Below are 22,990 nucleotides of genomic sequence, written 5' to 3'. Positions count from 1 at the left end.
TATCCCTCCCGCGGGTATAGACAGTAATCATCGCATTGTTCTATCGGACTGCGATTATAGATCGATGCCCGCGATAGCGCAGCCAAAATAGATCGGCAATGGCCTCTGCGCGCCGCGGCGAAGCGGCGCTACGATGTGCGGGGCGCCAGGCGCCGTCGGAGGCCCGTATCGCTTGAGGGGCGGACGATTGCATCGCTTACATCCTCGCCCTAGGATAGAAACAAATGGGGGAGGAATGGTCATGGGATTGTTCGCTGACCAGGTTGCGGAAAACGCGGAGAATGATCTTACCAAGTACGGGGATTTGCTTGAGGGAGACTCGCCCCTCAAGGAGCGAATTGGAGAGTATTGGGCATTTGTCGGTCGTCCCGATCTGGATGGCGGCGATCATGACGTCCCGTGGTCTGCGGCTTTTATCTCATTCATGGTGCACCTCGCGGGCGCGGGCTCTGCCTTTCCATACAACGCGCAGCATTCGGTTTATTTCTATCGCACGATCAACGACAAGCTGATCAAGAAAAAGACCTCGTTCTGGGGCTATCGTCCCGAAGAACTAACGATAGAACGCGGCGACATCCTCGGGATGAATCGGAGCAATGCTCCAGCCATTGATTACGACTGGGCTTCCCATCACTCCGACTTCAAAAGTCATTCCGATATTGTCGTAAAGGTCGACAACAAGGGAATTCATACCATCGGAGGAAATGTCGGAAAGGCGCCGGGACAGGTCGGCGCGAAAACCTTCGTCAAACAGGGCGGTATCTGGAAAAACAAGGCCGGAAAGTCGCAACAAGCGTTCGTCGTTATACGGAGCTTCCTTCCCTAACCGGCGATCAGGCCGGCATGACTTTCATATTTCAATGCCATCAACGGAGCATACGCAAATGCCTTTGCCAGGAAACGTTGTCGCCGCCGCGGCGGGATTGCATGGTATCGACGCCAACACGGTTTTGAACGCGACCAGTTGCGCAGCCATCAAGGCGGCGGGTTTCTCGTTCTGCATCAGATATGTGTCACGACAGACAACGCTGCCGCCCGGTGATCTGTCCACCCAGGAAGCGACGGTCATTCTGAACGCCGGACTGGCCCTGATGCCGGTTCAGCATGTCGCCAAGGAGGGCTGGTCGCCATCGCAGGCATTGGGCGCGACCAATGGACAGAACGCTGCGACCCATGTCCGGAACGTTGGTTTTCCGCCGGGTGTAAATGTGTGGCTCGATCTTGAGGGTGTAAAAACCTCAGCCACCCACAAATCGGTGATCGATTATTGCAATGCCTGGTTCGCCGAGGTGAAAGATGCGGGTTTTGCACCCGGGGTGTATGTCGGGGCCCGGGCGATCCTGACCGGCGACGAGCTGTTTTGGCGCTTGCAAACCAAGCACTACTGGAAGTCCGGCAGCAACGTGCCGCCGATTCCGCAACGCGGATATCAGCTCATTCAGAAAATCATCAAGGATGACGAGGTTGGGGGAGTTGAGATTGACCGCAATCTCACCCAGAACGATGCGTTCGGAGACGCCGTGCAGTGGTTGGTAGTATGATCAGAATACGCTGCTAGCGTACGCCGGATCTCACTGCGAACCGAATTCAGGCGCTCTTCTTGTTCTGCCGGTTCTTGACCAGGTCATCCACCACGGCGGGATCGGCCAGCGTCGAGGTATCGCCGAGGCTGCCGGGCTCATCCTCGGCGATCTTGCGCAGGATGCGGCGCATGATCTTGCCGGAGCGGGTTTTGGGCAGACCGGGCGCGAACTGGATCAGGTCGGGCGAGGCAATCGGGCCGATGTCCTTGCGCACCCACGCCACCAGTTCCTTGCGCAAGACCTCGGTGGGTTCGACGCCGCTCATCAGCGTCACATAGGCGTAGATGCCCTGCCCCTTGATGTCATGCGGGTAGCCGACAACCGCGGCTTCCGACACCGCGGGATTGGCGACCAGCGAGCTCTCCACCTCGGCGGTGCCCATGCGGTGGCCGGAGACGTTGATCACGTCATCGACGCGTCCGGTGATCCAGTAATAGCCGTCGGCGTCGCGGCGGCAGCCATCGCCGGTGAAATATTTTCCCTTGTAGGTCGAGAAATAGGTCTGCTCGAAGCGCGCGTGGTCGCCATAGACGGTGCGCATCTGCCCCGGCCAGGATTTTGCAATGCAGAGGTTACCCTGGGCCTCGCCCTCCATCACCTTGCCGTCGGCGTCGACGATCTCCGGCACCACGCCGAAGAACGGCTGCGTCGCCGAGCCCGGCTTGAGTTTGGTCGCGCCGGGCAGCGGCGTGATCAGGATGCCGCCGGTTTCGGTCTGCCACCAGGTATCGACGATCGGGCAGCGCTCGTCGCCGATCACGCGGTGATACCATTCCCAGGCTTCCGGATTGATCGGCTCGCCGACGCTGCCTAGCAGCCGCAGGCTCTTGCGCGAGGTCTTCTTTACCGGCTCGTCGCCCGCCTGCATGAGCGCGCGGATCGCGGTCGGCGCGGTGTAGAAGATGTTGACCTTGTGCTTGTCGACGACGTTCCAGAACCGCGAATTGTCCGGATAATTCGGCACGCCTTCGAACATCAGCGTGGTGGCGCCGTTCGCCAGCGGCCCGTACAGAATATAGCTGTGGCCGGTGACCCAGCCGACATCGGCGGTGCACCAGTAGATGTCGCCGTCGTGATAATCGAACACGTATTGATGCGTCATCGACGCGAAAATCAGGTAGCCGGCGCTGGTATGCAGCACGCCCTTGGGCTGGCCGGTAGAGCCTGAGGTATAGAGGATGAACAGCGGATCCTCGGCGTGCATCGGCTCGCACGGGCATTCCGTCGTCACCATCTCCGCGGCCTCGTGGTACCAGAAGTCGCGCGACGGGTTCATGTCGATGGCGCCGCCGGTGCGCTTCACCACCACGACCCAGTCGACGCCGCCGGTTTTTGCAATCGCCGCGTCGACATTGGCTTTAAGCGGCACCTTCTTGCCGCCGCGCAGACCTTCGTCGGCGGTAATGACGATCTTCGACTGGCAGTCGGTGATGCGCTGGGCGAGGCTATCAGGCGAAAAACCGCCGAACACCACCGAATGGATGGCGCCGATCCGCGCGCAGGCCAGCATCGCATAGGCGGCTTCCGGGATCATCGGCAGGTAGATGGTGACGCGGTCGCCCTTCCCGACATTGCGGGTGCGCAGGATGTTGGCGAACTTGCAGACCTCGTCATGCAACTGACGATAGGTGATGTGCTTCGACTCCGAGGGATCGTCGCCTTCCCAGATGATCGCGGTCTGGTTGCCGCGCTTGTCGAGATGGCGGTCGATGCAGTTCCAGGCGACGTTGAGGACGCCGTCCTCGAACCATTTGATCGAAATCTTGCCGGGCGCAAACGACGAATTCTCGACCTTGCTGAACGGCTTGATCCAGTCGACGCGCTTGGCCTGCTCGGCCCAGAAGCTGCTGGGGTCGTTGACCGAGCGCGGATACATGTCGCGGTATTTGGCGTCGTCCACCCAGGCGCGCGTTTTCCATTCCGCGGGAACCTCGTAAATCTTCTCGGACATTGCTTCCTCCCTGCGGCGAGCACGCGGCCGCCGGCCGTCTTCGTTATTGCCGGCGATTATGCGTTGCCGCGCGGGGCCGGGACAAGCCGGAACCACATAGGACCTTGGTCGGCTTGCCGTCGCCGACCCCGGCTGGAGCGATCACGATCGCGTTTCGGCCGGCCTAAAATTAACCTCGGGCGGCCGATTCGCCCGGCGGGCGGTAACCAGTAACCGTAATTTCTTGCTGACGGGCTGGCGCTCCCAATCATTACCCCCTAAATGGCCCCCTCGGTACCGGCGGCGCCGCCGGAACCAAAGAACAACAATCAGCATTAGCGAAGACAGGCCGAGGTGAGGCGTTTAAAGTCATGATGGATCAGCAGAATTTCGAGGCTCCGCGGCCCGTTTCCGCCGATCCTGCCGTGGCTCTCGCAGAGGCACTCGGTCAACTGCCCAAAGCTCCCGCCGCAAAGGCCAAGACAGCCAATGGGACATCGGTGGAATCGATGGCTCAGGAACTGGGCCTCAAGCTCGGCGACCAGAACGAACTGACCATCCGCCGCATCAAGCGCGGCAAGAATTATTCATTCGTCCGCGCCAACGGCACGCCGATCCGGCATGCCCGGACCATCAAGCGGCTCAAGGCCATGGCGATGCCTCCGGCCTATGAAGAGGTGCGCTATTCCCCTGATCCGGCGTCGCATCTGCAGGCGGTAGGCCGCGACGCCGCCGGCCGGCTGCAATACCGCTATCATTCCGATTGGGAAAAGGTGCGCGAGCAGCGCAAGGCGCACCGCCTGGCGCGGCTGGTTGCGGCGTTGCCGAAGATCCGCCGCAACGTCTCGGCGCATCTGTCGGGCGACGCGCCGACGCGCGAATTCGCACTGGCCGCGGTGATCGAACTGATCGCGCGCACCGCGATCCGTCCCGGCAGCGAATCCTATGCCCGGCTCAGCGGCACGCGCGGGGCCAGCACGCTGCTGAAGTCGAACGTTGCGATCGAGGACGACTGCATCGTGCTGGCCTTCAAGGCCAAGGGCGGCAAGGCCGTGCGCAAGGAATGCGACGCGTCCAAACTGGCGCGCGCGCTCGGCATCCTGCGCGAACTGCCGGGCAAGCGGATGTTCCAGTACAGGGACGATGCCGGCAATATCCGCGTGGTCAATGCCACCCAGGTCAACGAATTCCTGCGCGAGATCGCGGGCATCAAGATATCGCTGAAGGATTTCCGCACCCTGATGGCCTCCGCCGTGGTGCTCGAATCGCTGTCCCGGATTTCACCGGCCGCCAGCGCGCGGGGCCGGCGCAGGCAGGTGCTGGAAGCGGTGCGCGCCGCGGCCGATGAACTGTCGAACACGCCGGCGATCTGCCGCAAGAGCTATGTGCACGACACAATCGTCACCGCATTCGAGGACGGCATTCTGGAGCGTTTTGCGGCGACGATGAAGGGCTATCGCTCGCAGTCCAAGCGCGAGCAGTTGCTGGCCCAGGTGGTGACGGCGGCTGCGGCGTAACGCGCCAACAAACAGAAATCCGTCATGCGCGCGTAAGACGCAGAATATGTTTCGGCGTCGTTCGCAAATTCCGGTCTACAGTTTCAAACAGCCAAGCTTCTGCGTTCTCGCGGCGCAGTGCGTCCGAGGTTTGCCAGTCCCTCGCGAACCCAAGCGAGGGGATGGAGCGGCGGGAGGCGCCAGGGCACCAGCGGGCACCCCTTGAGGCGGGATTGACGTACCCACCTCGCGCGGCAAGGCACCGCGCGCGCCCAAGGCAGGCGCTGCGCCTCCCGGCGCTCCACCTGGCCACCAGGCCGTCGACCGTTCCGGGGCGCCCCGGTCCAGCCAGCTTTCGCTCTGTCGCTGAAGGATCGCGTCTAGAACGCGCTCCCTCATCGAACAGGACATGGAATATATACATTAAACTAGGAATAGCATCAATAGGAATTTTTGGGTTCCATAAAATTATTTGTCACGGCCCGAAAGTCTCGTAGCCCGGATGGAGCACGGCGCAATCCGGGGCAGCCCAGTAGGGCGCAATAAGCGCAGCGCATTGCGCCATTCATTGGCCTGACGCCCTTAGACGGCGCAATGCGCTTCGCTTATTGCGCCCTACGCTCGCTGTCGGCCGTTCCCGGGGCGCCCCGGTCCGGCCAGCTCTCGCTCTATCCGCTGAAGGAGCGCTTCTAGAACGCGCTCCGTCACCGAACAGGACGCCAGCAGGATAAGCGAGGTTTGGGGGACGGGGATAGGTATGTATTCACAAGTTCGTGAACGACGGCTCGCAGGCTTCGTGCCCCGGACGCAGCGCGCCGCGCTTCCGTAGCAACATAATTTTCGTCATGCACGGGCTTGACCCGGCGCATCCATGGTCATTGCGAGCGAAGCGAAGCAATCCAGTTCCTTGCGCCCAAAGAACCTCGCAATGACGGACTTCACACCCCGCCCATCTTGCAGACGAGCTTCCACTGTTCCGCGGTCACCGGCTGTACCGACAGCCGCGAATATTTCACCAGCGCCATGTCGGCGAGCCGCTTGTCGGCCTTGATGGCGGCCATGGTCACCGGCGTTTTCAGCGGCTTGTCGGCCTTGAGATCGACGCAGACGAATTTTCCGGTCTTGTCGGTCGGATCCGGATAGGCCTCGCGGATGATTTCGGCGATCCCGACGATCTCCTTGCCCTCGTTGGAGTGGTAGTAGAACGCGCGGTCGCCCTTCTTCATGTTCACGAGATTCTGGCGCGCCGTAAAATTGCGTACGCCAGTCCAGGCTTCGCCCTTGGCGCCCTTCGCCACCTGCTGGTCCCATGACCAGCTCGACGGTTCCGATTTCACCAGCCAATACGCCATGATCTATCCCTCCGCCTTGAACGGCCGCGTCAGCAGATTCTCGATCGCCTCGTCGATGGTCGAAGCGCCGCTCAGGATCGCCGCGACCGCATTCGATACCGGCATCTCGACATTTTTTGAAGCGGCGAGTTCGATCAGCACCGGCGCGGTGAACTCGCCTTCGGCGAGCTTGTCCCGCGGCGGCTGCTCGCCGCGCCCAAGCGCGATGCCAAGCGAGAAATTGCGCGATTGCGGGCTGGAGCAGCTCAGGATCAGATCACCCAGGCCGGACAGGCCGGACATGGTTTCGCCCCGCGCGCCGCAGGCGCGGCCGAGCCGCAGCAGTTCGCTGAAACCGCGCGTGGTCAATGCCGCCTGCGCGGAAGCGCCCAATCGCTTGCCGACGACGATTCCGGCCGCGATCGCGAGCACGTTCTTCGCCGCGCCGCCGATCTCGACGCCGCGCACATCCGAGGTGTGATAGGGCCGGAAGGTCGATGATCCCAGCGCCTGCACCAGCGCGCTCGCGAGCGCTTCGTCTTTCGCCGCCAGCGTCACCGCGGTGGGCAGGGCGTGCGCCACGTCGCTTGCGAAGCTCGGTCCGGACAGGATGGCCGGCACCGCGTTCGGCGCGGCCTCGGCAATCACTTCGGTCATGAATTTGCGGCTGCCGCGCTCGATGCCCTTGGCGCAGGCAATCACCGGCGTCGCGGCGGCAAGATGAGGTGCCAGCGCGGTGACGGCTTCGCGCAAATTCTGCGCGGGCACAGCGAGCACGATGATGTCCGCCTGCGCGGCGCCGGCGACATCCGATGTTACGCTGATGCGCGCATCGAGCTCCACACCGGGCAACCGGGGATTCTCGCGCATTGCCGTCATGCGTGCGGCGGCTTCGGCGTTGCGCGCGTAAAGAATAACGTCGCGCCCGGCGCGCGCGGCGACGCCGGCCAGCGCGGTGCCCCAGGCGCCGGCGCCGATCACCGCAACGGACTTGTAAGACGGCATGGCGCCTCGCTAAAGTTTAGCGCGGGTGTTGGCGAATTCCGCCGGCGTCGCGGCATTGGCGTCGAGCAGCCAGCGCGCGCGAGGGGCCGCATCCATGGTGTCGGTCAGCCCGACCGCCAGCCGCTCGGCGCCCGCCCATGCGATCATCGCGCCATTGTCGGTGCACAATGCCGGCGGCGGGATGATCAGCGTGGTCTGCGCGTCGGCGGCGACCGCCTGCAGCGCGCCGCGGATCGCCTGGTTGGCCGCGACGCCGCCGGCCGCGACCAGCGCGCGCGGCGGCCCGAACCGTTCCTGAAACAGTTTCAGCCCGACGCCGAGCCGGTCCGCGGTGGATTCCAGCACCGCCGCCTGAAAGCCCGCGCAGAGATCGGCGATGTCCTGCGGCTCCAGCGGCGTCAGCCGGCTGGCTTCGTTGCGCACCGCGGTCTTCAGACCGGACAGCGAAAAATTCGCGTCGTTGCGCCCGAGCATTGGCCGCGGCAGCGCAAACCGTTTTGCATCGCCGCCAGCCGCGGCGCGCTCGACCTGCGGCCCGCCGGGATAGGACAGCCCCAGCATCTTCGCGACCTTGTCGAAGGCCTCGCCCATGGCGTCATCGACGGTGGTGCCGAGGCGCACATAATTGCCGACGCCGAGCACCGCGACGATCTGGGTGTGCCCCCCGGAGGCGAGGAACAGACAATAGGGAAACGCCAGCGCGCAGGTCAGCCGCGGCGTCAGGGCATGGGCTTCGAGATGATTGACCGCGATCAGCGGTGTCTCGTGCACCATCGCGATGGCCTTGGCGGTGGTCAGCCCGACGATGACGCCGCCGATCAGGCCGGGGCCCGCGGCGGCGGCAACGCCCGACAATTGCGCAAAGCCGATGCCGGCTTGCTGCATCGCTTTGGCGACGATGCCGTCGAGCGCATCGACATGGGCGCGCGCCGCGATCTCCGGCACCACGCCGCCGAACGGGGCGTGCTCCTCGTTCTGCGAGCGCACGATATTGGACAGTATCCGCCCCGCCCCGTCGCTCTGGCGCTCGATGACGGCCGCCGCGGTTTCATCGCAGGTCGTTTCGATGCCGAGAACCAGAGTCGGTACCAGAACAGGCGTGCCGTTATCCAATTTGAGCCCTTGCGTTGCCGGCCGAACCGGCGTTTTCCTTAACGACTGGCGTACCATCGTGAGGCCATCACGTGCAATCTTCCGTTGATGCAGAACTCCTGTTGGCCGAAGCGTGAGCCATGACCATCCTGGTCACGCGCCCAGAGCCCGATAACGAGGCCACCGCCGCGGCATTGCGGGCCAAAGGCTTTGGCGTGCTGCTGGCGCCGATGCTGCGCTTCGAGCCGGTCGCATTTCACGACGATGCCGACGCGCGCTACGGCGCCGTCATCGTCACCAGCGCCAATGCGATCCGCGCCATCGAAGCCCATCTGACGGGCCACCTGCTGCCGCTGCCGCTGTTCGCGGTGGGAGAGCGCACCGCCGAGGCCGCCCGCCATGCCGGGTTTGGCAATGTCATCGTGGCCGGCGGCGACGCCGTGGCGCTGCGCGACCTGATCCTCGCCAGCGTGCGCGGCAAGACGCTGAAGAAAGCCAGTACGCTGCTCTACCTCGCCGGTGCCGATCTTGCCGGCGACATCGCCGGCGAACTGGGCGAGCGCGGCTTCAGCGTCGTGACCCATACCACCTACCGGATGATTCCGGTCCTCAGCCTGCCGCAAGCCGCAATCGATGCCTTCGCCGCCAATGGAATCGAGGCGGTGCTGCATTATTCCCGGCGCAGCGCGCGCGCATTCCTGGACGCGGTGCGGGCCGCCGGCGTTGAAATCTCCGCGCTGGCGATCCCGCAATGCTGCATTTCCGACACGGTGGCGGCGATCGTTCGCGAGGTCGGCGCAACCCAGGTGCTGGTGGCGCGCTCGCCGGACGAAAGTGGCTTGTTTGAGGCGCTGGATCGTGCGCTGGCCGCGTTATCGCGGTAGGAGAACCCGCGCCGATTCTGCTAAGGATATGGCTGCCACGATACCGATGAGGAACTTTTGCGATGGTTGACGACAAGCCCGGTGACGTTGATTCGCAGACGGACCGGCCCAGGCGCGCGCCGCCAACGCTCGACCTCGATGCGATCGAGATTTCGGACGAAACGCAGCAGGCCGATGCGGCGGATGCCGCAGTGAAGCCGGCCCGTGAACGGTCGTGGCCATTGGGGACGATCATGTCTTCCGCAATCGTTTCGGCGATTTTCGGCGCCGGCGCGGCGGCGCTCGTCGTCTGGACGATGGGATGGCCGCGCGACGCTGCCCCGCCCGCGCCGGCGCCAGAGGTCAACAATGCCGCGGTCGAGGCGCTCGCCGCACGGGTTGCCAGCGTCGAGTCCAAGGCAGCCGCCCCGACTCCCGGTCCGCAGATCGACAATGCCGCGATCGATGCGCTGGGCGCGCGATTAGCCAGCGTCGAATCCAGGCTTGCCGCCCCAGTCGCCGCGTCCGCTCCCGATCCGGTGCTATCCGGGCAGATCGGCGCGCTGGAGAAATCGGTGGCGACCTTGCGCGATGAACTTGCGGCAGCGCGCGCCCAATCCGACACGACGGCCGCGGCGGTCAACGACGTCAAATCGGCGCCGCGCGAGCCGCCGCCGCCGGACCTCTCCGCGATCGATGACCGCCTCGCGAAAATCGAAGCCGCCGCCAGGACACTCTCGGCGGAGACCGCGAAGCGTAACGCGGCGCCCGCGGACGATGTGCCGCTTCGGCGGGCCGTGGCCGCGGCCCTGCTCGATGCCTCGGTGCGGGTCGGCGAGCCCTATGCCGCGGCGCTGGCGGCAGCCAAGCCGTTCGCCGCCAACCCCGACGCGCTAAGACCGCTCGATGCTTTTGCCGCGACCGGCGTGCCGAACAGCAATGCGCTTAACCGCGAACTGCTGGCGCTGCTGCCGAAGCTGTCGCCGCCGCAGGAAAACTCCACCACCGGAGCCGGCATCGTCGATCGACTGCAGGCCGGCGCCGCGCGGCTGGTCCGCATCGAACGCACCGATGCGATTGTCGGCAGCGACCGCAATGCCATCGTCGCGCGGGTGACCGCGGCGGCGACGCGCAACGATATCGCCGAGGCGCGGCGCGAACTGAAAACGCTTGCTCCCGCCGACCGCGCCGCGGCGCAGGCCTGGATCGACAAGACCGACGCCCGCGATGCGGCATTGGCCGCATCGCGTCAATTCGCGGCCGACGCCATGACGGCTCTCAGCAAACCGGCGCAGTAGGATCCCGATGCATCGTATCGTTCTTTTTCTCATCCTGATCGCGCTCGCGGCGGCGGGTGCGGCGTGGATTGCCGACCAGACCGGCGATGTCGCGCTGTCGTGGGGCGTCTGGCGGGTCCATACCTCGCTGCCGATGTTCGTGCTTGCGGTCGGCGTCGTCATCGTCGCGGCCATGCTGGCATGGTCGAGCTTGCGCGGACTGTGGCGCGCGCCGGAGCGCCTTCGCCACAGGCGCCGCGAGCGGCGTCGCGCCCGCGGCCGCCACGCCATCACCCATGGCCTGCTCGCGGTCGGCCACGGCGATTCCCGCGGCGCCCGCGCGCACGCCGAACTGGCGCGCCGCCACGCGGCGGATGATCCGCTGGCGCTGCTGCTGCACGCGCAGTCGGCTCAGCTCGACGGCGACCGCGAAGGCGCTGAGCGCGCGTTCCGCGCCATGGCCGAGCGCAAGGATACAAGGCTGCTCGGCCTGCGCGGGCTGTTCATCGAGGCGCAGCGCGCCGACGATCCGGATGCCGCGGTTGCGATCGCCGAGGAGGCGCTGAAACTTTCGCCGGGATCGACCTGGGCGTCGCAGGCGGTGCTGGGGTTCCGCTGCGCCAAGGGCGACTGGAAAGGCGCGCTGGCGATCCTCGACAACAACCTCGCCTCGGGACTGATCGACAAGGCCGCATGGCGTCGGCAGCGCGGCGTGCTGCTGACGGCGCGCGCGCTGGAATTGGAAAACCTCGATCGCGACCTGTCGCGTGAGACAATCATGGAAGCGGTAAAACTGGCGCCGACGCTGGTGCCGGCCGCGGTGCTGGCGAGCAAATACCAGAGCGAGGCGCATCAGATCCGGCGCTCGATGCGGCTGGTGGAGGCGGCATGGCTGGCGCAGCCGCATCCCGATCTCGCCGACGCCTATGCGCACGTCAAGCTCGGCGATTCGGCGCGGCAGCGGCTGGTGCGGGTGGAAACGCTGGCCGAAAAGGCGCCCGGCCATATCGAGGGCGCGCTGGCGGTGGCGCGCGCCGCCATCGACGCCTCGGAATTTGCGCGGGCGCGCGACGTGCTGGCGCCGTTCGTCGCCAGCCCGACCCAGCGCGTCGCCATGCTGATGGCGGAGCTCGAGCGCAGCGAGCACGGCGACTCGGGCCGCGCGCGCGCATGGATGCTGCGCGCGGTCCGCGCCCGCCACGATCCGGTGTGGACCGCGGACGGCTATGTGTCGGACCGCTGGCGCCCGGTGTCGCCGGTCACCGGACGGCTCGACGCGTTCCAATGGCAGACGCCGTTGGCGGCGCTGCCCTCGGACAAGGGCGTCACCGTCGAGGCCTCGCCGTTCGAGGAAGCGATGCTGGCGCCGCCGCGCCATGTTCCGATCGAGGCTTCGCCGCCGCGCGCGGCCTCGCCCGAACCGGTGGCGCCTGCGGGGGTCCCGGCCGAGCCGGCGCCGCTCGCGGCGCAGGACAATTCGCCGGCAGCCGCCGTCAACGCGGCTCCGTCGCCGCGGCCTCAGGCGGAACCTGCAGCCGCACCACCGCCGATGTTTCGCCAGCGGCAGGATTTCGCCAGGAGCGGCGCATCCGCGGCGGCGCCGGTCATCCCCATCGTCCGCCCCCCCGACGATCCCGGCGTCGATGACGAGCCTCCGGCCGAGGAATTTGCCGAGCCGACCGACCCCGCGCGAGGCCAGACCGGCGGCTGGCGCGGCTTCCTCTCGAGATGGGGCGGGTGAGCGCCGGGGGTCGGTCCGATCCCGCGCGTTTTGCAAGGCAAACCCGCGGCTTTTCCGGATGCGCCGGACCACTCACGGGTTCTTGCAAAGCCGCGCGCTGCCCGATATCAGGAGCGCGAGCGTTTTCGACAGCCTCGCCGGACGCGCCGCATGGTCCGCCGCAATAGCTCAGTTGGTAGAGCACGTCATTCGTAATGACGGGGTCGGGGGTTCGAGTCCCTCTTGCGGCACCATGAATTCCTCGAGCCGGTTGGCGTGTGCTGTCACCTTGCCCTTATCCACAACACAAGCCTGGCGAACGCGTTCGCCGATGCGAGCGCCGAGCGTGCCAGTCGAGGCCGGGTCCTGACCGCCTGCCAGGCAGCAGTACGCAATCGCGATGACCGCGTAAGTCTGCGGAGCGAAGAACTCGCGGGACCCATCTTGAGCAGTTCGACCGCAACCTGGTCCGCATGGCGGAAATCCAAATGCCGGTTGAGGATGCCGAGAACCTCTGCCTTCCGCAGGGCCCAGATTTCTCCATCGGACAAATCGCCTGCAAGGCCGCAAGCGAGAGCCGCCAAAGAAGCGCCCCCGGCACGGTGCACGCCGTACACCTCCGGCAGCCACGCTGCCTTGCCTTTCTCGGCGTGCAGCACGTGGAGCGCCAAGTCGCTATAAGGCAGCGTCGGAAACCATTCCGGGAATCCCTCGAGCACCTTGCGATACAAACACGAGCTGCTGGTGCCGCCGCCTCGGAACAATATGTCCTCCACGCCGGCTTCCGCAGGCCAGTCGCTGACATGCCTCACGGCGGTGCCGCCAGGTTTCACGATCAGAGTATCGTGGAAACACAACGTATGGCCGGGATTTTCGTCGAGGAAATCTACCTGTCGCTGCAGTTTATCCGGAGAGGTCCAGTAATCGTCGCCGTCAAGCCATGCGATGTACGCGCCGCGGCATTCCTCATAGAGCACCATGGTGTTGCGCGCCATGCCGAGATTATGCTCGTGCGCCAGAACACGAATTCGCGACGGATACTTGCGCGCGTATCTCTCGACAATTTCCCGAGTGCGGTCGGTCGAACAGTCTTCCCCAATGACAATCTCGACCGGGAAAGACGTTCGCTGAGCCAGCGCGCTCTCAATCGCCTGCGCGATGAATGGCTCCTGGTTGAAAGCCTTGAGCATTACGCTGAGCTTGCATGCGGCGGGTTCCAGCTGCACCGCCTGCGCGGCATCGTTCATGATCAAAACCGCTCGATCTCGCGCTTTACCGTCCGCGCCGGCGCACCGACAGCCTGAACCCGGTCGGGCAGATCACGTGTCACCAACGCGCCCGCGCCTACCACGCATCCGCTCCCGATGCGCAGCCGATCGATCAAGGTCGCGCCGATGCCGAGATATGTCCCGAGGCCTATCACGCATTGTGCCGCTATATTGCAGCCGGGGCCGACCGTCGAATAGCTGCCGACGACGACGTGATGACCGATCAGCGCGCCCCGGCCGACCAGGACATGCGCTCCCAGATGCGTCCGGGCGCCGACAACGCTTCCAGCACCAATGATGACACCTTCATCAAGGGTTGCGGACGCGGACACCTGGGCGCTTGGGTGCAACAGCTTTGTGAACCGGAAGCCGGCGCTCCGGGCCTGTTCAATCAGGCGCTCCCGTTTCGTGGATCCGACGGCGCAAATCGCCCAGTGCGAGGAAGCGAGCTTGTGAACGTCCTCGATCCAGAACACCGGCCGGCCGCGTCGTTCTGCCGTGCATCGGCTGCGATCGATGCCTTCAACGAAGCCGGCCAACTCCCAGTCATTGGACGTCAGGACGATATCCGCAACATCTTCGGCAAAAAGGCCGGCGCCGAAAATAAGCAGCGGCGATTTCGTTTTTTGCACGAGGTAACTATCTTCCCTTTGACTTTCCGCGCTCATAAATCGACCGCCATCCAGTCAGAAGCAGTCAGTCTGGCCCGGGAGCCGCGTGTGCGCGCTGCTCGTCAGCCGAACGTGGCTGCAGCCGCCCCGCTTGGAGCTTGACTTCATCCGCCATGTTTAAAGCCAGCCTCACGATGCCACAGATCATGGATACATCGCGCGGCGTAACGCCGGTTCCAGTCGGCAAGGAAATGACTCTCTGCGACAAGCGTTCCGTTTCAGGCAAGCGTATTCCGAGACTGGCGTACGGAGCCATCTTGTGACAACCCGGATAAAAATATCGCCGGGCAAGAATGTTTTCGGCCCACAGCACGGCTTGCAGGAGGTCTCTATTCAAAGGTGAAATCGTTTCGTCCAGCTCCACGACAACATACTGATAATTGCAGCTTTCCTGAGTATAGGAAAGCAGTTCGAGGCCGGGCAACCCTGCAAGCTGCTCGCGATACTTCTCATAGTTGCACCGATTTACCTCGATGAACGCATGCGCGCTTTCCAAGGAGGTAGTGCCCATGGCGGCAGAGGCCTCGGACATTCTTCCGTTTGTTCCCAGACGCTCCACTTCGTCCAGATTTTGAATCCCGAAGTTGTTGATCAGCCTCAGGGTCATCGCGAGCTGATGATCATTGGTCGTGATCGCACCTCCTTCGAAACTGTTTACGAATTTGGTGGCATGGAAACTGAAAATCTCCGCACGCCCGAAATTACCTATCATGCGACCGTTACAGCCGCATGCAAATGCATGCGCCGCATCAAAGATCAAAGGCAGTTTATGGTCGCTGGCGATCTCGGTGAGTTCCTCGATAGCGCACGGCCGTCCCCATAAATGGACGCCCAAAATGGCCGACACATTTTCCGTGATGGCGCCTCGCAACGCCTTCGGGTCCAGGTTGTGGGTGCGGGGGTCGACGTCGCAGAAAACCGGGGTCAATCCGAGCCAACTCAAGGCATGCGCCGTGGCGACAAAGGTGAAGCCTGGAATGATCACTTCACCTTTTAGATCCAATCCACGGAACAATACCTCGAGCGCCTTTGTGCCGCTGCTCGTGGCGATGCAATGACCAACGCCAAGTTGATCGGCGACCCGGCTTTCAAATTCACGAACATAGGGCCCGTTGTTCGTGAGGACCCGGCTATCGAGGATATCCTTCATCCGGCATAAGAATCGATCCCGGTCGCCGATATTCGGCCCTCCAACGTGCAAGGGTTGGGAAAATGATGGCTGACCACCGAACAATGCCAGATCATCGACTGACACCTTCATGGAGACCTCGACGGATACGAAGTTAAGGATGATTCCCGGCCGAACCAGTTGGGTGAGCGAGACTGAGAACAGGAGGCGATCTGATTGTAGGACGCAGCGTTGACGCTTGCAATGCATGCAACCCGGCGGGTTGCGGGCACGTTTCGCCGTCTCGGTGATAGGAAGGCGCCGCGCAGTCGGCAGCGATGTGGCGCTCCTGCGCCGTGACTTGATTTTCGTCTGGCTATTGGCCGGTCGGCTTCTGCGCTGCTTCGGGTATCGTCGCGCACGGCGAAGCGCCGGTTGGAGCGCCACCGGCCAGATCGACCGACACTCAGGCGCGCTCATTTGCAACCTGTGGGTTCCGCATCTCGAATTTCGCGATTTTCATTTCCACAATCCCCTTGTATGACAGCACATGATTTTCAGCGTTCGGTGCGGTACCTATGTGCCGTTCGTGGGGACTATCGATGGTTCGCCGGCGAGGCTATGCAATCTGTACCCAGCCGCGGTCCGGCAGCAATTTGATCGGTGCGATTCTGCGGATCGGCGCGACGCCAAATGGTGTCGAACCATTGCGAATCGTCTATGAGAGATTTCTGGAAGATCGATTGAACCATGTGCGCCATATAGCCGCTCTCATGGCCGTGGAAAATGCAGTCATTGACGAACGTAGGATCGACCTTGCTGTTCAGCGCGATGCCCTGACGGATGAACGGCGGCAGCGATTTCGCCTCGAAAACGGCGATCCCAACGTCCTTGATGATCTGTCTGCCCGTTGGCTGTCGCTTATCAGAAAAGTCTGCTTCCGTTTTGGTTGTTGGCCTGCCCAGACATCCGCGCTCGATTCGCCGCCTGCGAGGTGGGTCGGTAAGCGTTGAATCAGATGCAAAGCTATGGTGATCGGTTATAGGCTTCGCTCGGAGCCGAGCCAGAGCAAGGCGCGGTTTGGCAGCGATGTTTGACCGACAAGAGGTTGGCATGTTTAGGTGGCCCATGCATTTCTTCAGGTCGAACGAGTTTTTGGATGTGATTCGGCGGATGAGGCCGATGCTTCTGCTGACGCTCGTTATCGTGGGGGCGCTGGTCGCGCTTGTGGTTCGGGAAAAATACCTGGTGAAGTTCCAGGCCAAAGTATCCTTGCCGATGGCAGGGGATCTTGCGACGTTTCGTGAAGCCGAGCCGCTTTTTAGTTCGGCCGAGTTGTTCGCAAAGTATGGTGCAAAGCGAAACATTTCGAGCGACGCCGATTTTCAAATGATCCGGGAGCAACTCGCCCGGCATCGAAATGGCCCGATCCGTATCGAACATGCCTTTCGTCTGTTGCGAAAGGACATCCGCGACCTGCCGGACTCTTATTCGCCAAAGGAGGAAATCGGCCGTCGGATCGGTTTTGACGCTATCCAGTCCGATGTAGAGGTTTACGCGAGCGCCGCCGACCCTGAAAGCGCGATCAGGCTTTCGAAGCTGGCCCTGGGTTACGTTCGCGACAGCCTGGCCGCCGCTTCAATCGCAACTTCGATGCGTCGATGGGGCCAGGGCGTGCGGACCGACTTGGCGGTAAACAGGGAAACTATCGCCAGGCTACGGTCGGACCTCGCTTCAGTCGAGCGCCGACTCGAAAGGATGGCCGATGTTAAGGATCGGTATAAGGAGGAAAAGGACTTGAGCGCGCTCTCCTCGAGCGCGACTGCGTCACCTCCGGTTCAATTTCAGATTACCGGCACACGAAATCTTTCACCGTATCAGCAGATGCTGGGCCTGGAAGCCGATCGCGCCGATATCCTTGAAAGATTGCAATCGGCGGAACTGGAACGGCAGCGACTGGAGACGTTTTTGAAATTTTCGGATTTGTACGGCGCACGGCTATACGACGGTGCTTCGATTTCGCTCGCCAAGGAGGTGCTTGAACAGGCCGAACAATCCGGCGAGATGGACAAGAAATCCGATCCGAAGGAAACCGCTCTTGCGGGCATCGCAATGCAGATGCAGGCCGTGCTGTCGCGCTTTGACGAGGCAAGGCCCGACACGCTTGAACCCGAAGCAGTCCCGAGCGGCAGCGTAGGTCGGCTGATGGCCCTGTTGTTTGGAATGATCGGCGGCGCCGCGATCTGGTGGGTTCTGCTGCTGATATTTCCTGCTGCCCGTTCCAGACCAGACGGCACGATTTGACAATATCGAATCAAGAACCGCAGAGCTTTTCTGTCTCACCCGGCCGGCGCGACGTGGTGTGGCGCCAGCTTGTCGCCTATTCGGCGATGGTCATCATCGGCGTCGGCGCGTGGGCCATATTGGTTGTGGCGGCCGCCGACACCAGACTTGTGATGATGCCAGTGCTGGCAGTCTTGTGGGTTTTCGGGACCTTTGCTTTAGTTCTGTACTTTCACGATGATCAAACCCCGATTTTCCATGCCGGTTTTTTTGCGGCAGCGACCGCCCTGGTCTATATCGCGCTGCCCGCGGTGTTTCTCGCTGCTTCCGGATTCGAATGGTCGTCAACCTCCGACCGTCGCCTGGTCCTGCTTCGCGCCGGTCCGGAAGACGTCGCCAATTACGTGTGGCGCGGAGCGCTGTATCTCACGGGATTCTGCGCCACATACATCCTGATGGTGCGGCGTCTGGCAAGACCGCCGCGGATCAGCCCGATCCGGGTGGTCGAACTCGATGCCGCGGTTTGCGCAGTTATCATCGTGGCATGCGTTCTTTACCAGGCGGCCGTCGAATTCGCTTTCGCGATTTCGATTTCAGACAAGGACACCCCCTTCCCCGCCGACGGCATCAACCCCAATCTGCCGCTGCTGGCTGCCCAGGTCACCCACAATGTCATGGCAGTTCAGCGCATTGCCAAGCTTGCGCTGATTGTTGCGCTTGTGGCGCTTTGGAAGCGCAACTGGGCGAAACTCGCGTTGATAATCTTTCTGCTGAGCGAATTGATTTCTACGTTGGCGCTGTTTGGACCCCGCACTTATTTTGCCGCTCTTCTGCTTGCGACACTGCTCTCGTTTCACAAGATGGTCCGGCCCGTCAGTGTGCCGGTTCTCGGCGCCTGCGCGGTTCTGTTTCTCGGCCTTTTGCTCGCATACGGCGACATCCGCAGCTATGGAGGCAAAGCCTTCGATTTTTCAACTGCGAATGAGTTTCAAACCCTGATGGGCACGGCGCTTCATGTACGCGATATGGTGCAGAGCGGGCTCAAGGTGCCGGCCCAGGTGATATGGAGTGAAGTGTTGATGCTGATTCCCCAGCAGCTTCTTCCGATCCAGAAAATTGATCCCTCGCTCTGGTACCTGATCGAAAGCGGATTCAGCGAAAGCGGATCGGGATACATGTTTGGCGTGCAATCCCAGGCGGAAGTGGGCTGGGGGAATCCGGAGCTCTTGCTTCGTGGTGTGGTTCTTGCGGTGGTCCTTGGATTTCTGCATCGCCAATACTCAAGACATTCGGCAAGTTTTCTTCCGACCGTTTGTTATGTCTGGCTGCTGACGGCCGTTTACTACAGCTATCGCGCCGCGACGTTCTATTGGGTCACTTTTATTGCATTCCGCCTGCTGGTTTTTGTCGGCATCTTTTTGGTCTTGCGGCGATTGTTGTTGAGGCCGGCGGTGAACGCCGGGTTCAATGACGTCGTGACATAGGCGTCCGCAGGCAGGGAAGGGCGACTGGGGCGTAGTGTCGAGTCCACCCCAACAGGAGCTTCCGATTGAGTTTTGTCGGCACGGTTCCGGCCGCCACGAATGGCCCCTCAACGCCGCTGCGCGTTTTGTATATCATGGGGCACTCCCGCAGCGGCTCGACCATTCTCAATAACCTGCTGGGTTCTCATCAACAGGTCGTCGCGACCGGGGAACTGGTTAACCTTGTGGAAAGGGGCTGGAACAAGCATTTGCCCTGCTCGTGCGGCGAGCCGGGCGATCTATGCCCATTTTGGAAGGAGGTACGGCGGCATTGGGGTGAGCTTGCGGGCGGGGAAGACCTACCGAGGTATGTGCGGCTTCAGCGTCGATTCGAAAGAACCCGAAACATTCCCCTGGTATTATTGTCCTTGTATCGAAGAGATCCGCTTTTTAACGAATATGTTCGCAGCACTACCCTGCTGTTTACCGCCATCGCACGGGTCGCCGGCCGGGACGTGGTCGTGGACTCCTCCAAAAACCCCGTGCGAGCGCTTGCGCTTTCTCGTGCGCCTCAGCTCGATGTAACCATCGTCCATCTGATCCGCGATGCGCGAGGCGTGGCATGGTCTTTCAATCGGTCCTCGCAGCCGTTTGCGAAAACCGCTCTGTCCTGGATAGCGATTACCTTGATCAGCACGTTGGTGATCAAGTTCGGCCACAAGAGCCTGTCGCTCCGCTACGAGGATTTGGCCCGCTTTCCTCGAACAGCTCTGGGCAGGATTCAGCCCCTCGTCGGGCTATCCTACGATGATGTCGGTGCGTTCGTCGAAGCCGGCGGGAAAATTGCTTCAGTGCACTGCATAGCCGGGAATCGAATACGAATGATGGGACCGATGCATCTGCAGCTCGAAGAGAACTGGCGCTCGGCGCTGCCGCCCGGTGACAAGCGACTTGTCTGGTTGATTGCCGGTTGGCTTCTTCGCCGCTTCGGATATCGCCGCTCGTGACCAAGCGGCAGCTTTTGAGACGAAAAATGGGCCGGATCATATGCGCACCGCGTTTGGTGCTTTCGGCTCCTCGCAAGGGCAAGCAAATCGGCGCCAACGCGCCAGCCCCGCGCCGCTACCCATCCTTTCTGAATCTGGCCGCCTGTCCAATACTCCATCGATAGGGAATTTCCGCAGTGTCGAACGGAAGCCGGTAATGATCCGGATCCTTGTAGTCATACGCTGCGGTCGGACAATTGATGACCAGCGCGTCGGAATTGCCGACGTTCTGCAGGCCGTGCCAGACGCCGGGAGGCAGCACGATCAGGCATGGCCGGGCGTCGCCCGCGATCAATTGCATGACGGCGCCTTTGGTCCGACTGCCGTCCCTGGCGTCGTACAGGACGATTTTCAGCTGGCCCTGGTTCACGAACAGCCGGTCGGTTGTCCGCCTGTGGCAGCTCCACGCGCCAAGCGCGCCGGCGAACAGCCGGGATTGATAGATATGGATCACAGGCAGACCGGTCGGGTCCCATTCGGGGCGGAATATCTCGGTAATGACGCCGTGGTCGCGAGGCACGTGGCGTACCTCCCTTATGGCGACGCCGTCGATATCGTTTCCAAGGCGCTCCCAGTCTTCGTTGACTTGCTGGCCATCCTTGCGTGCACCTTGCAACATCGTCACCTGCCCTTTCCGAAGCCCGGTCTACAATCCCTTGTATTTTTTGACATGGTCGATGCCTCCTCCCTTTGCTGCCCAGAACATGGCATTCAATCCAGACCTTCGGCTGAGCCGCCAGGCCAGCCGCTTGATGACTTCCTGGGGCAGTATCTTCAAGAGATCGCGGGCCGGCATGGCTCTGGCGACTTCGCCCGCCATCATCATTTCGATCAAATGGAACTGCTCGAAATCGGGGCGAGAGCAGATTTCTTCGAACCACCAGGCCTGCTCATGGGACGGCTTCTCCCGATAAACGTTTTTTCTGGCGGAAGCTGGAAACTTGAGTGCGGTCAGTCTGGGGACGGATACGATGGCAAATCCCGCCCCTCGCGCGCGAGCGAACAGGTCTGAGTCAGGCGCCAGCCGCAGGTTGCGATAGTCCCTCCAGCCGCCGATACGGTCCGTGACGCTGCGCCGGTAGACGGTACGGCAGGGCGTGCCTCCGTTCGGTCCGGAAAATAACGGGGAGCCAACCCGTTTGCCGGGGAATATCCGGCTGAGCAGCGAAGCCGCCACTCCCGCACCGCTGCTTTGCAGCGCTGCAATCATGCATTCGAGGTGATGACCAAGCCACAGATCATCATGTCCGAGATACGCGATGAACTCTCCTCTCGCTTCCGCCAGGCCGCGATTGTTCGGGCCGGCCTGATTCCCGGTATTCGACGGCAGATTGATCCATCGCACGCGCGGGTCGGCTATGGAGCTAACGACCTTTTCGGAATCGTCGGTGCACCCGTCTCCGATAACCAGCAACTCGAAGTCATCCATGGTCTGACGGAGTACGCTGTCGATCGCATAGCGCAGTACGGCGCTCCAGTTGTACGTCGCAATGATCACAGTCACTAAGGGAGATTTCGGCACGCGCGCTATCCGCTCTGATTTGCCGCAATATAACAGGCCCGGTGCTCGTTGGCGTCGGCGTAAACGCGTCACAGTCCTGCGAAACGCTTACTTGCCTTCTCCTCAAGCGTATTCCATGTGCAACCCAGGCTGCTTGACGGGTGGAAGCGGCCGGCGGTTTTGAGACGATCGAAAACGATGCGCAGGAACGCCGCGCGCTGTTTCGGATCGGTCGTTTCATAAAGCATCCAGCGCTCGCTCACGGATCTGACAAGCGGATCATTGCTCTTGAGCCAGTCCACCACGACACGTATCGGATGAAGCGCCACGGACTTGCTGCGAGCCAACCGGCGCACCGGGTCTCTTAGCCGCCTCCATGGATCGCTCGGCACCACAAAGCGGTCCAGCACCGTGTCGAACATGCGCCGGCGTTCCGCCGGGCTCGGTCCGGCCGGTGCGATCACCTCGACGGCCCATGCGCAGAGGCAGGCCCATGCCAGCTGTTTCTTATGCTCGGGCCACTTTTCCCGTTTCAGATACAGGTTCGCGCCATGCAGGCGCTTGTAGTAGATAGGGCCCGGCACAAAACGGAATTCGCCGAGCAGCGCCAGCTCCATCAGGAACCGCATCTCCGTGCCGTAGCTGTCGAACGGATCGAAATCGCTCAGCAACAAGCCCGATGTGCGGGCCAGCGCCGTGCTGCGTATCAAACCCCGAAATGCCGCATGGTCCATGAACTTCAGGCACGTCAGAACGCGCGCCACGGGATCGCCGAGCAAAGGAACCCCACGCATGATCTGGCTGGTAACACCGCTGGATTGTACTTCCGCATAGCAGATCGCGGCGTCAGGATGGCGCAAGGCGGCCTCGACCAGGTCGGCGACATAGGTGGGCGACACCTGATCGTCATGCTGTTGAAAAATGTAGAAAGCGCCGCGGCGTTCGCGCATGGTCCAGTCGGTATTTCCCGCCCACCCCAGACGCGACGGCTGAATCTGCATGCGGAAGCGCGGGTCGCCACGCAGAAACGGTTCGCACGCCTGCGCGCTGATCTGATCCGCGGCATCCACTGAGATCAAAATGTCGAGACTGGAATAGGTCTGCGTCCGCAGACACTCCAACGTGGTCGAAAGGTCGTCCTGCCCCTGATAGACGGGCACGCCGATGCTCACGAGCGGGCCGCTCATCGAACGATGTCCTGCAGGATGCGACCTGCGCAAACATCCGCGAAATAGGGAGCCATCGTGAGTTTGCCGGGATCGACGGAATGAAAGCGTCCCGCTGAAGTGACGCCGATTTCAAACCTGCGGTGCAACTCGCTTGTCGGATCATGGATGTCGGTTTTTCCCCATG

General features: G+C 62.4%; 20 protein-coding genes and 1 tRNA gene. 10 read left to right on the top strand and 11 right to left on the bottom strand.

Annotation, left to right across the window (positions count from 1 at the left end; genetic code table 11):
• Positions 1–241: 241 nt before the first annotated feature.
• Both VGP39_RS15335 and VGP39_RS15330 read left to right on the top strand, forming a co-directional pair.
• The gene (locus VGP39_RS15335; RefSeq protein ID WP_327568953.1) at positions 242–826 is read left to right on the top strand and encodes a DUF2272 domain-containing protein; all 585 of its coding nucleotides are present in this window, start codon (positions 242–244) and stop codon (positions 824–826) included.
• A 58-nt stretch (positions 827–884) separates the two neighbouring features.
• Entirely contained in the window at positions 885–1,541 is a 657-nt protein-coding gene (locus VGP39_RS15330; RefSeq protein WP_327568952.1) for a DUF1906 domain-containing protein, read from the top strand.
• A gap of 46 nt (positions 1,542–1,587) precedes the next feature.
• On the opposite strand, the gene acs is transcribed toward VGP39_RS15330, so the two are convergent.
• A complete protein-coding gene (acs, locus tag VGP39_RS15325) occupies positions 1,588–3,534 on the bottom strand; it encodes an acetate--CoA ligase (protein WP_327568951.1) in 1,947 nt (648 codons plus the stop codon).
• A gap of 350 nt (positions 3,535–3,884) precedes the next feature.
• On the opposite strand from acs, the gene VGP39_RS15320 reads away from it, so the two are divergent.
• Entirely contained in the window at positions 3,885–5,030 is a 1,146-nt protein-coding gene (locus VGP39_RS15320) for a DNA topoisomerase IB (RefSeq protein WP_327568950.1), read from the top strand.
• Positions 5,031–5,947: 917 nt separating this feature from the next.
• Here VGP39_RS15320 and VGP39_RS15315 read toward each other — a convergent pair.
• The 3 genes from VGP39_RS15315 to tsaD are packed head-to-tail and all read right to left on the bottom strand — an operon-like array spanning position 5,948 to position 8,515.
• Positions 5,948–6,361, bottom strand: coding sequence for an EVE domain-containing protein (locus tag VGP39_RS15315; RefSeq protein WP_327568949.1), 414 nt, complete (start codon positions 6,359–6,361; stop codon positions 5,948–5,950).
• Between the two features lie 3 nt (positions 6,362–6,364).
• Positions 6,365–7,345: an NAD(P)H-dependent glycerol-3-phosphate dehydrogenase gene (locus VGP39_RS15310; protein WP_327568948.1), complete on the bottom strand. Its 981-nt coding sequence runs from the start codon at positions 7,343–7,345 to the stop codon at positions 6,365–6,367.
• A gap of 9 nt (positions 7,346–7,354) precedes the next feature.
• The gene (gene tsaD, locus VGP39_RS15305) at positions 7,355–8,515 is read right to left on the bottom strand and encodes a tRNA (adenosine(37)-N6)-threonylcarbamoyltransferase complex transferase subunit TsaD (RefSeq protein WP_327568947.1); all 1,161 of its coding nucleotides are present in this window, start codon (positions 8,513–8,515) and stop codon (positions 7,355–7,357) included.
• 62 nt (positions 8,516–8,577) lie between these two features.
• Here tsaD and VGP39_RS15300 point away from each other — a divergent pair, with 62 nt between their 5' ends.
• From VGP39_RS15300 to VGP39_RS15285, 4 genes are all read left to right on the top strand, one after another.
• Complete coding sequence (locus VGP39_RS15300; protein ID WP_327568946.1) at positions 8,578–9,321, top strand: uroporphyrinogen-III synthase; 744 nt, start codon at positions 8,578–8,580, stop codon at positions 9,319–9,321.
• Between the two features lie 62 nt (positions 9,322–9,383).
• Positions 9,384–10,598, top strand: a complete 1,215-nt coding sequence (locus VGP39_RS15295; protein ID WP_327568945.1) for a hypothetical protein — start codon at positions 9,384–9,386, stop codon at positions 10,596–10,598.
• Between the two features lie 7 nt (positions 10,599–10,605).
• Positions 10,606–12,318 (top strand): heme biosynthesis protein HemY, encoded by a 1,713-nt coding sequence (locus tag VGP39_RS15290; protein ID WP_327568944.1) that lies wholly within the window; start codon positions 10,606–10,608, stop codon positions 12,316–12,318.
• Between the two features lie 157 nt (positions 12,319–12,475).
• Positions 12,476–12,551: transfer RNA gene (locus VGP39_RS15285), tRNA-Thr, on the top strand.
• Positions 12,552–12,581: 30 nt separating this feature from the next.
• Here VGP39_RS15285 and VGP39_RS15280 read toward each other — a convergent pair.
• From VGP39_RS15280 to VGP39_RS15265, 4 genes are all read right to left on the bottom strand, one after another.
• Positions 12,582–13,544 (bottom strand): glycosyltransferase family 2 protein, encoded by a 963-nt coding sequence (locus VGP39_RS15280; protein ID WP_327568943.1) that lies wholly within the window; start codon positions 13,542–13,544, stop codon positions 12,582–12,584.
• Positions 13,545–13,546: 2 nt separating this feature from the next.
• Entirely contained in the window at positions 13,547–14,197 is a 651-nt protein-coding gene (locus VGP39_RS15275; protein WP_327568942.1) for an acetyltransferase, read from the bottom strand.
• A 64-nt stretch (positions 14,198–14,261) separates the two neighbouring features.
• Positions 14,262–15,497, bottom strand: a complete 1,236-nt coding sequence (locus tag VGP39_RS15270) for an aminotransferase class I/II-fold pyridoxal phosphate-dependent enzyme (protein ID WP_327568941.1) — start codon at positions 15,495–15,497, stop codon at positions 14,262–14,264.
• A 443-nt stretch (positions 15,498–15,940) separates the two neighbouring features.
• Positions 15,941–16,474 (bottom strand): hypothetical protein, encoded by a 534-nt coding sequence (locus tag VGP39_RS15265; RefSeq protein WP_327568940.1) that lies wholly within the window; start codon positions 16,472–16,474, stop codon positions 15,941–15,943.
• Between the two features lie 52 nt (positions 16,475–16,526).
• Between VGP39_RS15265 and VGP39_RS15260 the strand changes: the two genes are divergently transcribed.
• The 3 genes from VGP39_RS15260 (at position 16,527) to VGP39_RS15250 (ending at position 20,097) form a co-directional block, all read left to right on the top strand.
• On the top strand, positions 16,527–17,648 hold the full coding sequence (locus VGP39_RS15260) for a hypothetical protein (protein ID WP_327568939.1): 1,122 nt from the start codon (positions 16,527–16,529) through the stop codon (positions 17,646–17,648).
• Positions 17,591–19,111 carry a hypothetical protein gene (locus tag VGP39_RS15255; protein WP_327568938.1) on the top strand — a complete coding sequence of 507 codons (1,521 nt, stop codon included), beginning with the start codon at positions 17,591–17,593 and terminating at the stop codon, positions 19,109–19,111. The genes VGP39_RS15260 and VGP39_RS15255 overlap by 58 nt, the downstream gene beginning before the upstream one ends.
• A 65-nt stretch (positions 19,112–19,176) precedes the next feature.
• Entirely contained in the window at positions 19,177–20,097 is a 921-nt protein-coding gene (locus VGP39_RS15250; RefSeq protein WP_327568937.1) for a sulfotransferase, read from the top strand.
• 115 nt (positions 20,098–20,212) lie between these two features.
• Here VGP39_RS15250 and VGP39_RS15245 read toward each other — a convergent pair whose 3' ends face one another.
• The 3 genes from VGP39_RS15245 to VGP39_RS15235 all read right to left on the bottom strand — a co-directional run bounded on the left by VGP39_RS15245 (position 20,213) and on the right by VGP39_RS15235 (position 22,824).
• Positions 20,213–20,761 carry a dTDP-4-dehydrorhamnose 3,5-epimerase gene (locus VGP39_RS15245; protein WP_327568936.1) on the bottom strand — a complete coding sequence of 183 codons (549 nt, stop codon included), beginning with the start codon at positions 20,759–20,761 and terminating at the stop codon, positions 20,213–20,215.
• A 21-nt stretch (positions 20,762–20,782) separates the two neighbouring features.
• On the bottom strand, positions 20,783–21,658 hold the full coding sequence (locus tag VGP39_RS15240) for a glycosyltransferase family A protein (RefSeq protein WP_327568935.1): 876 nt from the start codon (positions 21,656–21,658) through the stop codon (positions 20,783–20,785).
• Between the two features lie 68 nt (positions 21,659–21,726).
• Entirely contained in the window at positions 21,727–22,824 is a 1,098-nt protein-coding gene (locus VGP39_RS15235; protein ID WP_327568934.1) for a glycosyltransferase family A protein, read from the bottom strand.
• Positions 22,825–22,990: the final 166 nt, after the last annotated feature.

Origin of the sequence: Bradyrhizobium sp., from assembly GCF_036009065.1 — a bacterium.
Taxonomy (GTDB): domain Bacteria; phylum Pseudomonadota; class Alphaproteobacteria; order Rhizobiales; family Xanthobacteraceae; genus Bradyrhizobium.
Note: the sequence above shows the minus strand (reverse complement) of the source record. Positions and strands in the feature narration are given on the sequence as shown.

What these genes read in the sequence shown, in the direction of transcription:
- VGP39_RS15335 (WP_327568953.1), top strand. Translation starts at nt 242, where the DNA reads ATGGGATTGTTCGCTGACCAGGTTGCGGAAAACGCGGAGAATGATCTT.
- VGP39_RS15330 (WP_327568952.1), top strand. Translation starts at nt 885, where the DNA reads ATGCCTTTGCCAGGAAACGTTGTCGCCGCCGCGGCGGGATTGCATGGT.
- acs (WP_327568951.1), bottom strand. Translation starts at nt 3,534, where the DNA reads ATGTCCGAGAAGATTTACGAGGTTCCCGCGGAATGGAAAACGCGCGCC.
- VGP39_RS15320 (WP_327568950.1), top strand. Translation starts at nt 3,885, where the DNA reads ATGATGGATCAGCAGAATTTCGAGGCTCCGCGGCCCGTTTCCGCCGAT.
- VGP39_RS15315 (WP_327568949.1), bottom strand. Translation starts at nt 6,361, where the DNA reads ATGGCGTATTGGCTGGTGAAATCGGAACCGTCGAGCTGGTCATGGGAC.
- VGP39_RS15310 (WP_327568948.1), bottom strand. Translation starts at nt 7,345, where the DNA reads ATGCCGTCTTACAAGTCCGTTGCGGTGATCGGCGCCGGCGCCTGGGGC.
- tsaD (WP_327568947.1), bottom strand. Translation starts at nt 8,515, where the DNA reads ATGGTACGCCAGTCGTTAAGGAAAACGCCGGTTCGGCCGGCAACGCAA.
- VGP39_RS15300 (WP_327568946.1), top strand. Translation starts at nt 8,578, where the DNA reads ATGACCATCCTGGTCACGCGCCCAGAGCCCGATAACGAGGCCACCGCC.
- VGP39_RS15295 (WP_327568945.1), top strand. Translation starts at nt 9,384, where the DNA reads ATGGTTGACGACAAGCCCGGTGACGTTGATTCGCAGACGGACCGGCCC.
- VGP39_RS15290 (WP_327568944.1), top strand. Translation starts at nt 10,606, where the DNA reads ATGCATCGTATCGTTCTTTTTCTCATCCTGATCGCGCTCGCGGCGGCG.
- VGP39_RS15280 (WP_327568943.1), bottom strand. Translation starts at nt 13,544, where the DNA reads ATGAACGATGCCGCGCAGGCGGTGCAGCTGGAACCCGCCGCATGCAAG.
- VGP39_RS15270 (WP_327568941.1), bottom strand. Translation starts at nt 15,497, where the DNA reads ATGAAGGTGTCAGTCGATGATCTGGCATTGTTCGGTGGTCAGCCATCA.
- VGP39_RS15265 (WP_327568940.1), bottom strand. Translation starts at nt 16,474, where the DNA reads ATGGGCCACCTAAACATGCCAACCTCTTGTCGGTCAAACATCGCTGCC.
- VGP39_RS15260 (WP_327568939.1), top strand. Translation starts at nt 16,527, where the DNA reads ATGCTTCTGCTGACGCTCGTTATCGTGGGGGCGCTGGTCGCGCTTGTG.
- VGP39_RS15235 (WP_327568934.1), bottom strand. Translation starts at nt 22,824, where the DNA reads ATGAGCGGCCCGCTCGTGAGCATCGGCGTGCCCGTCTATCAGGGGCAG.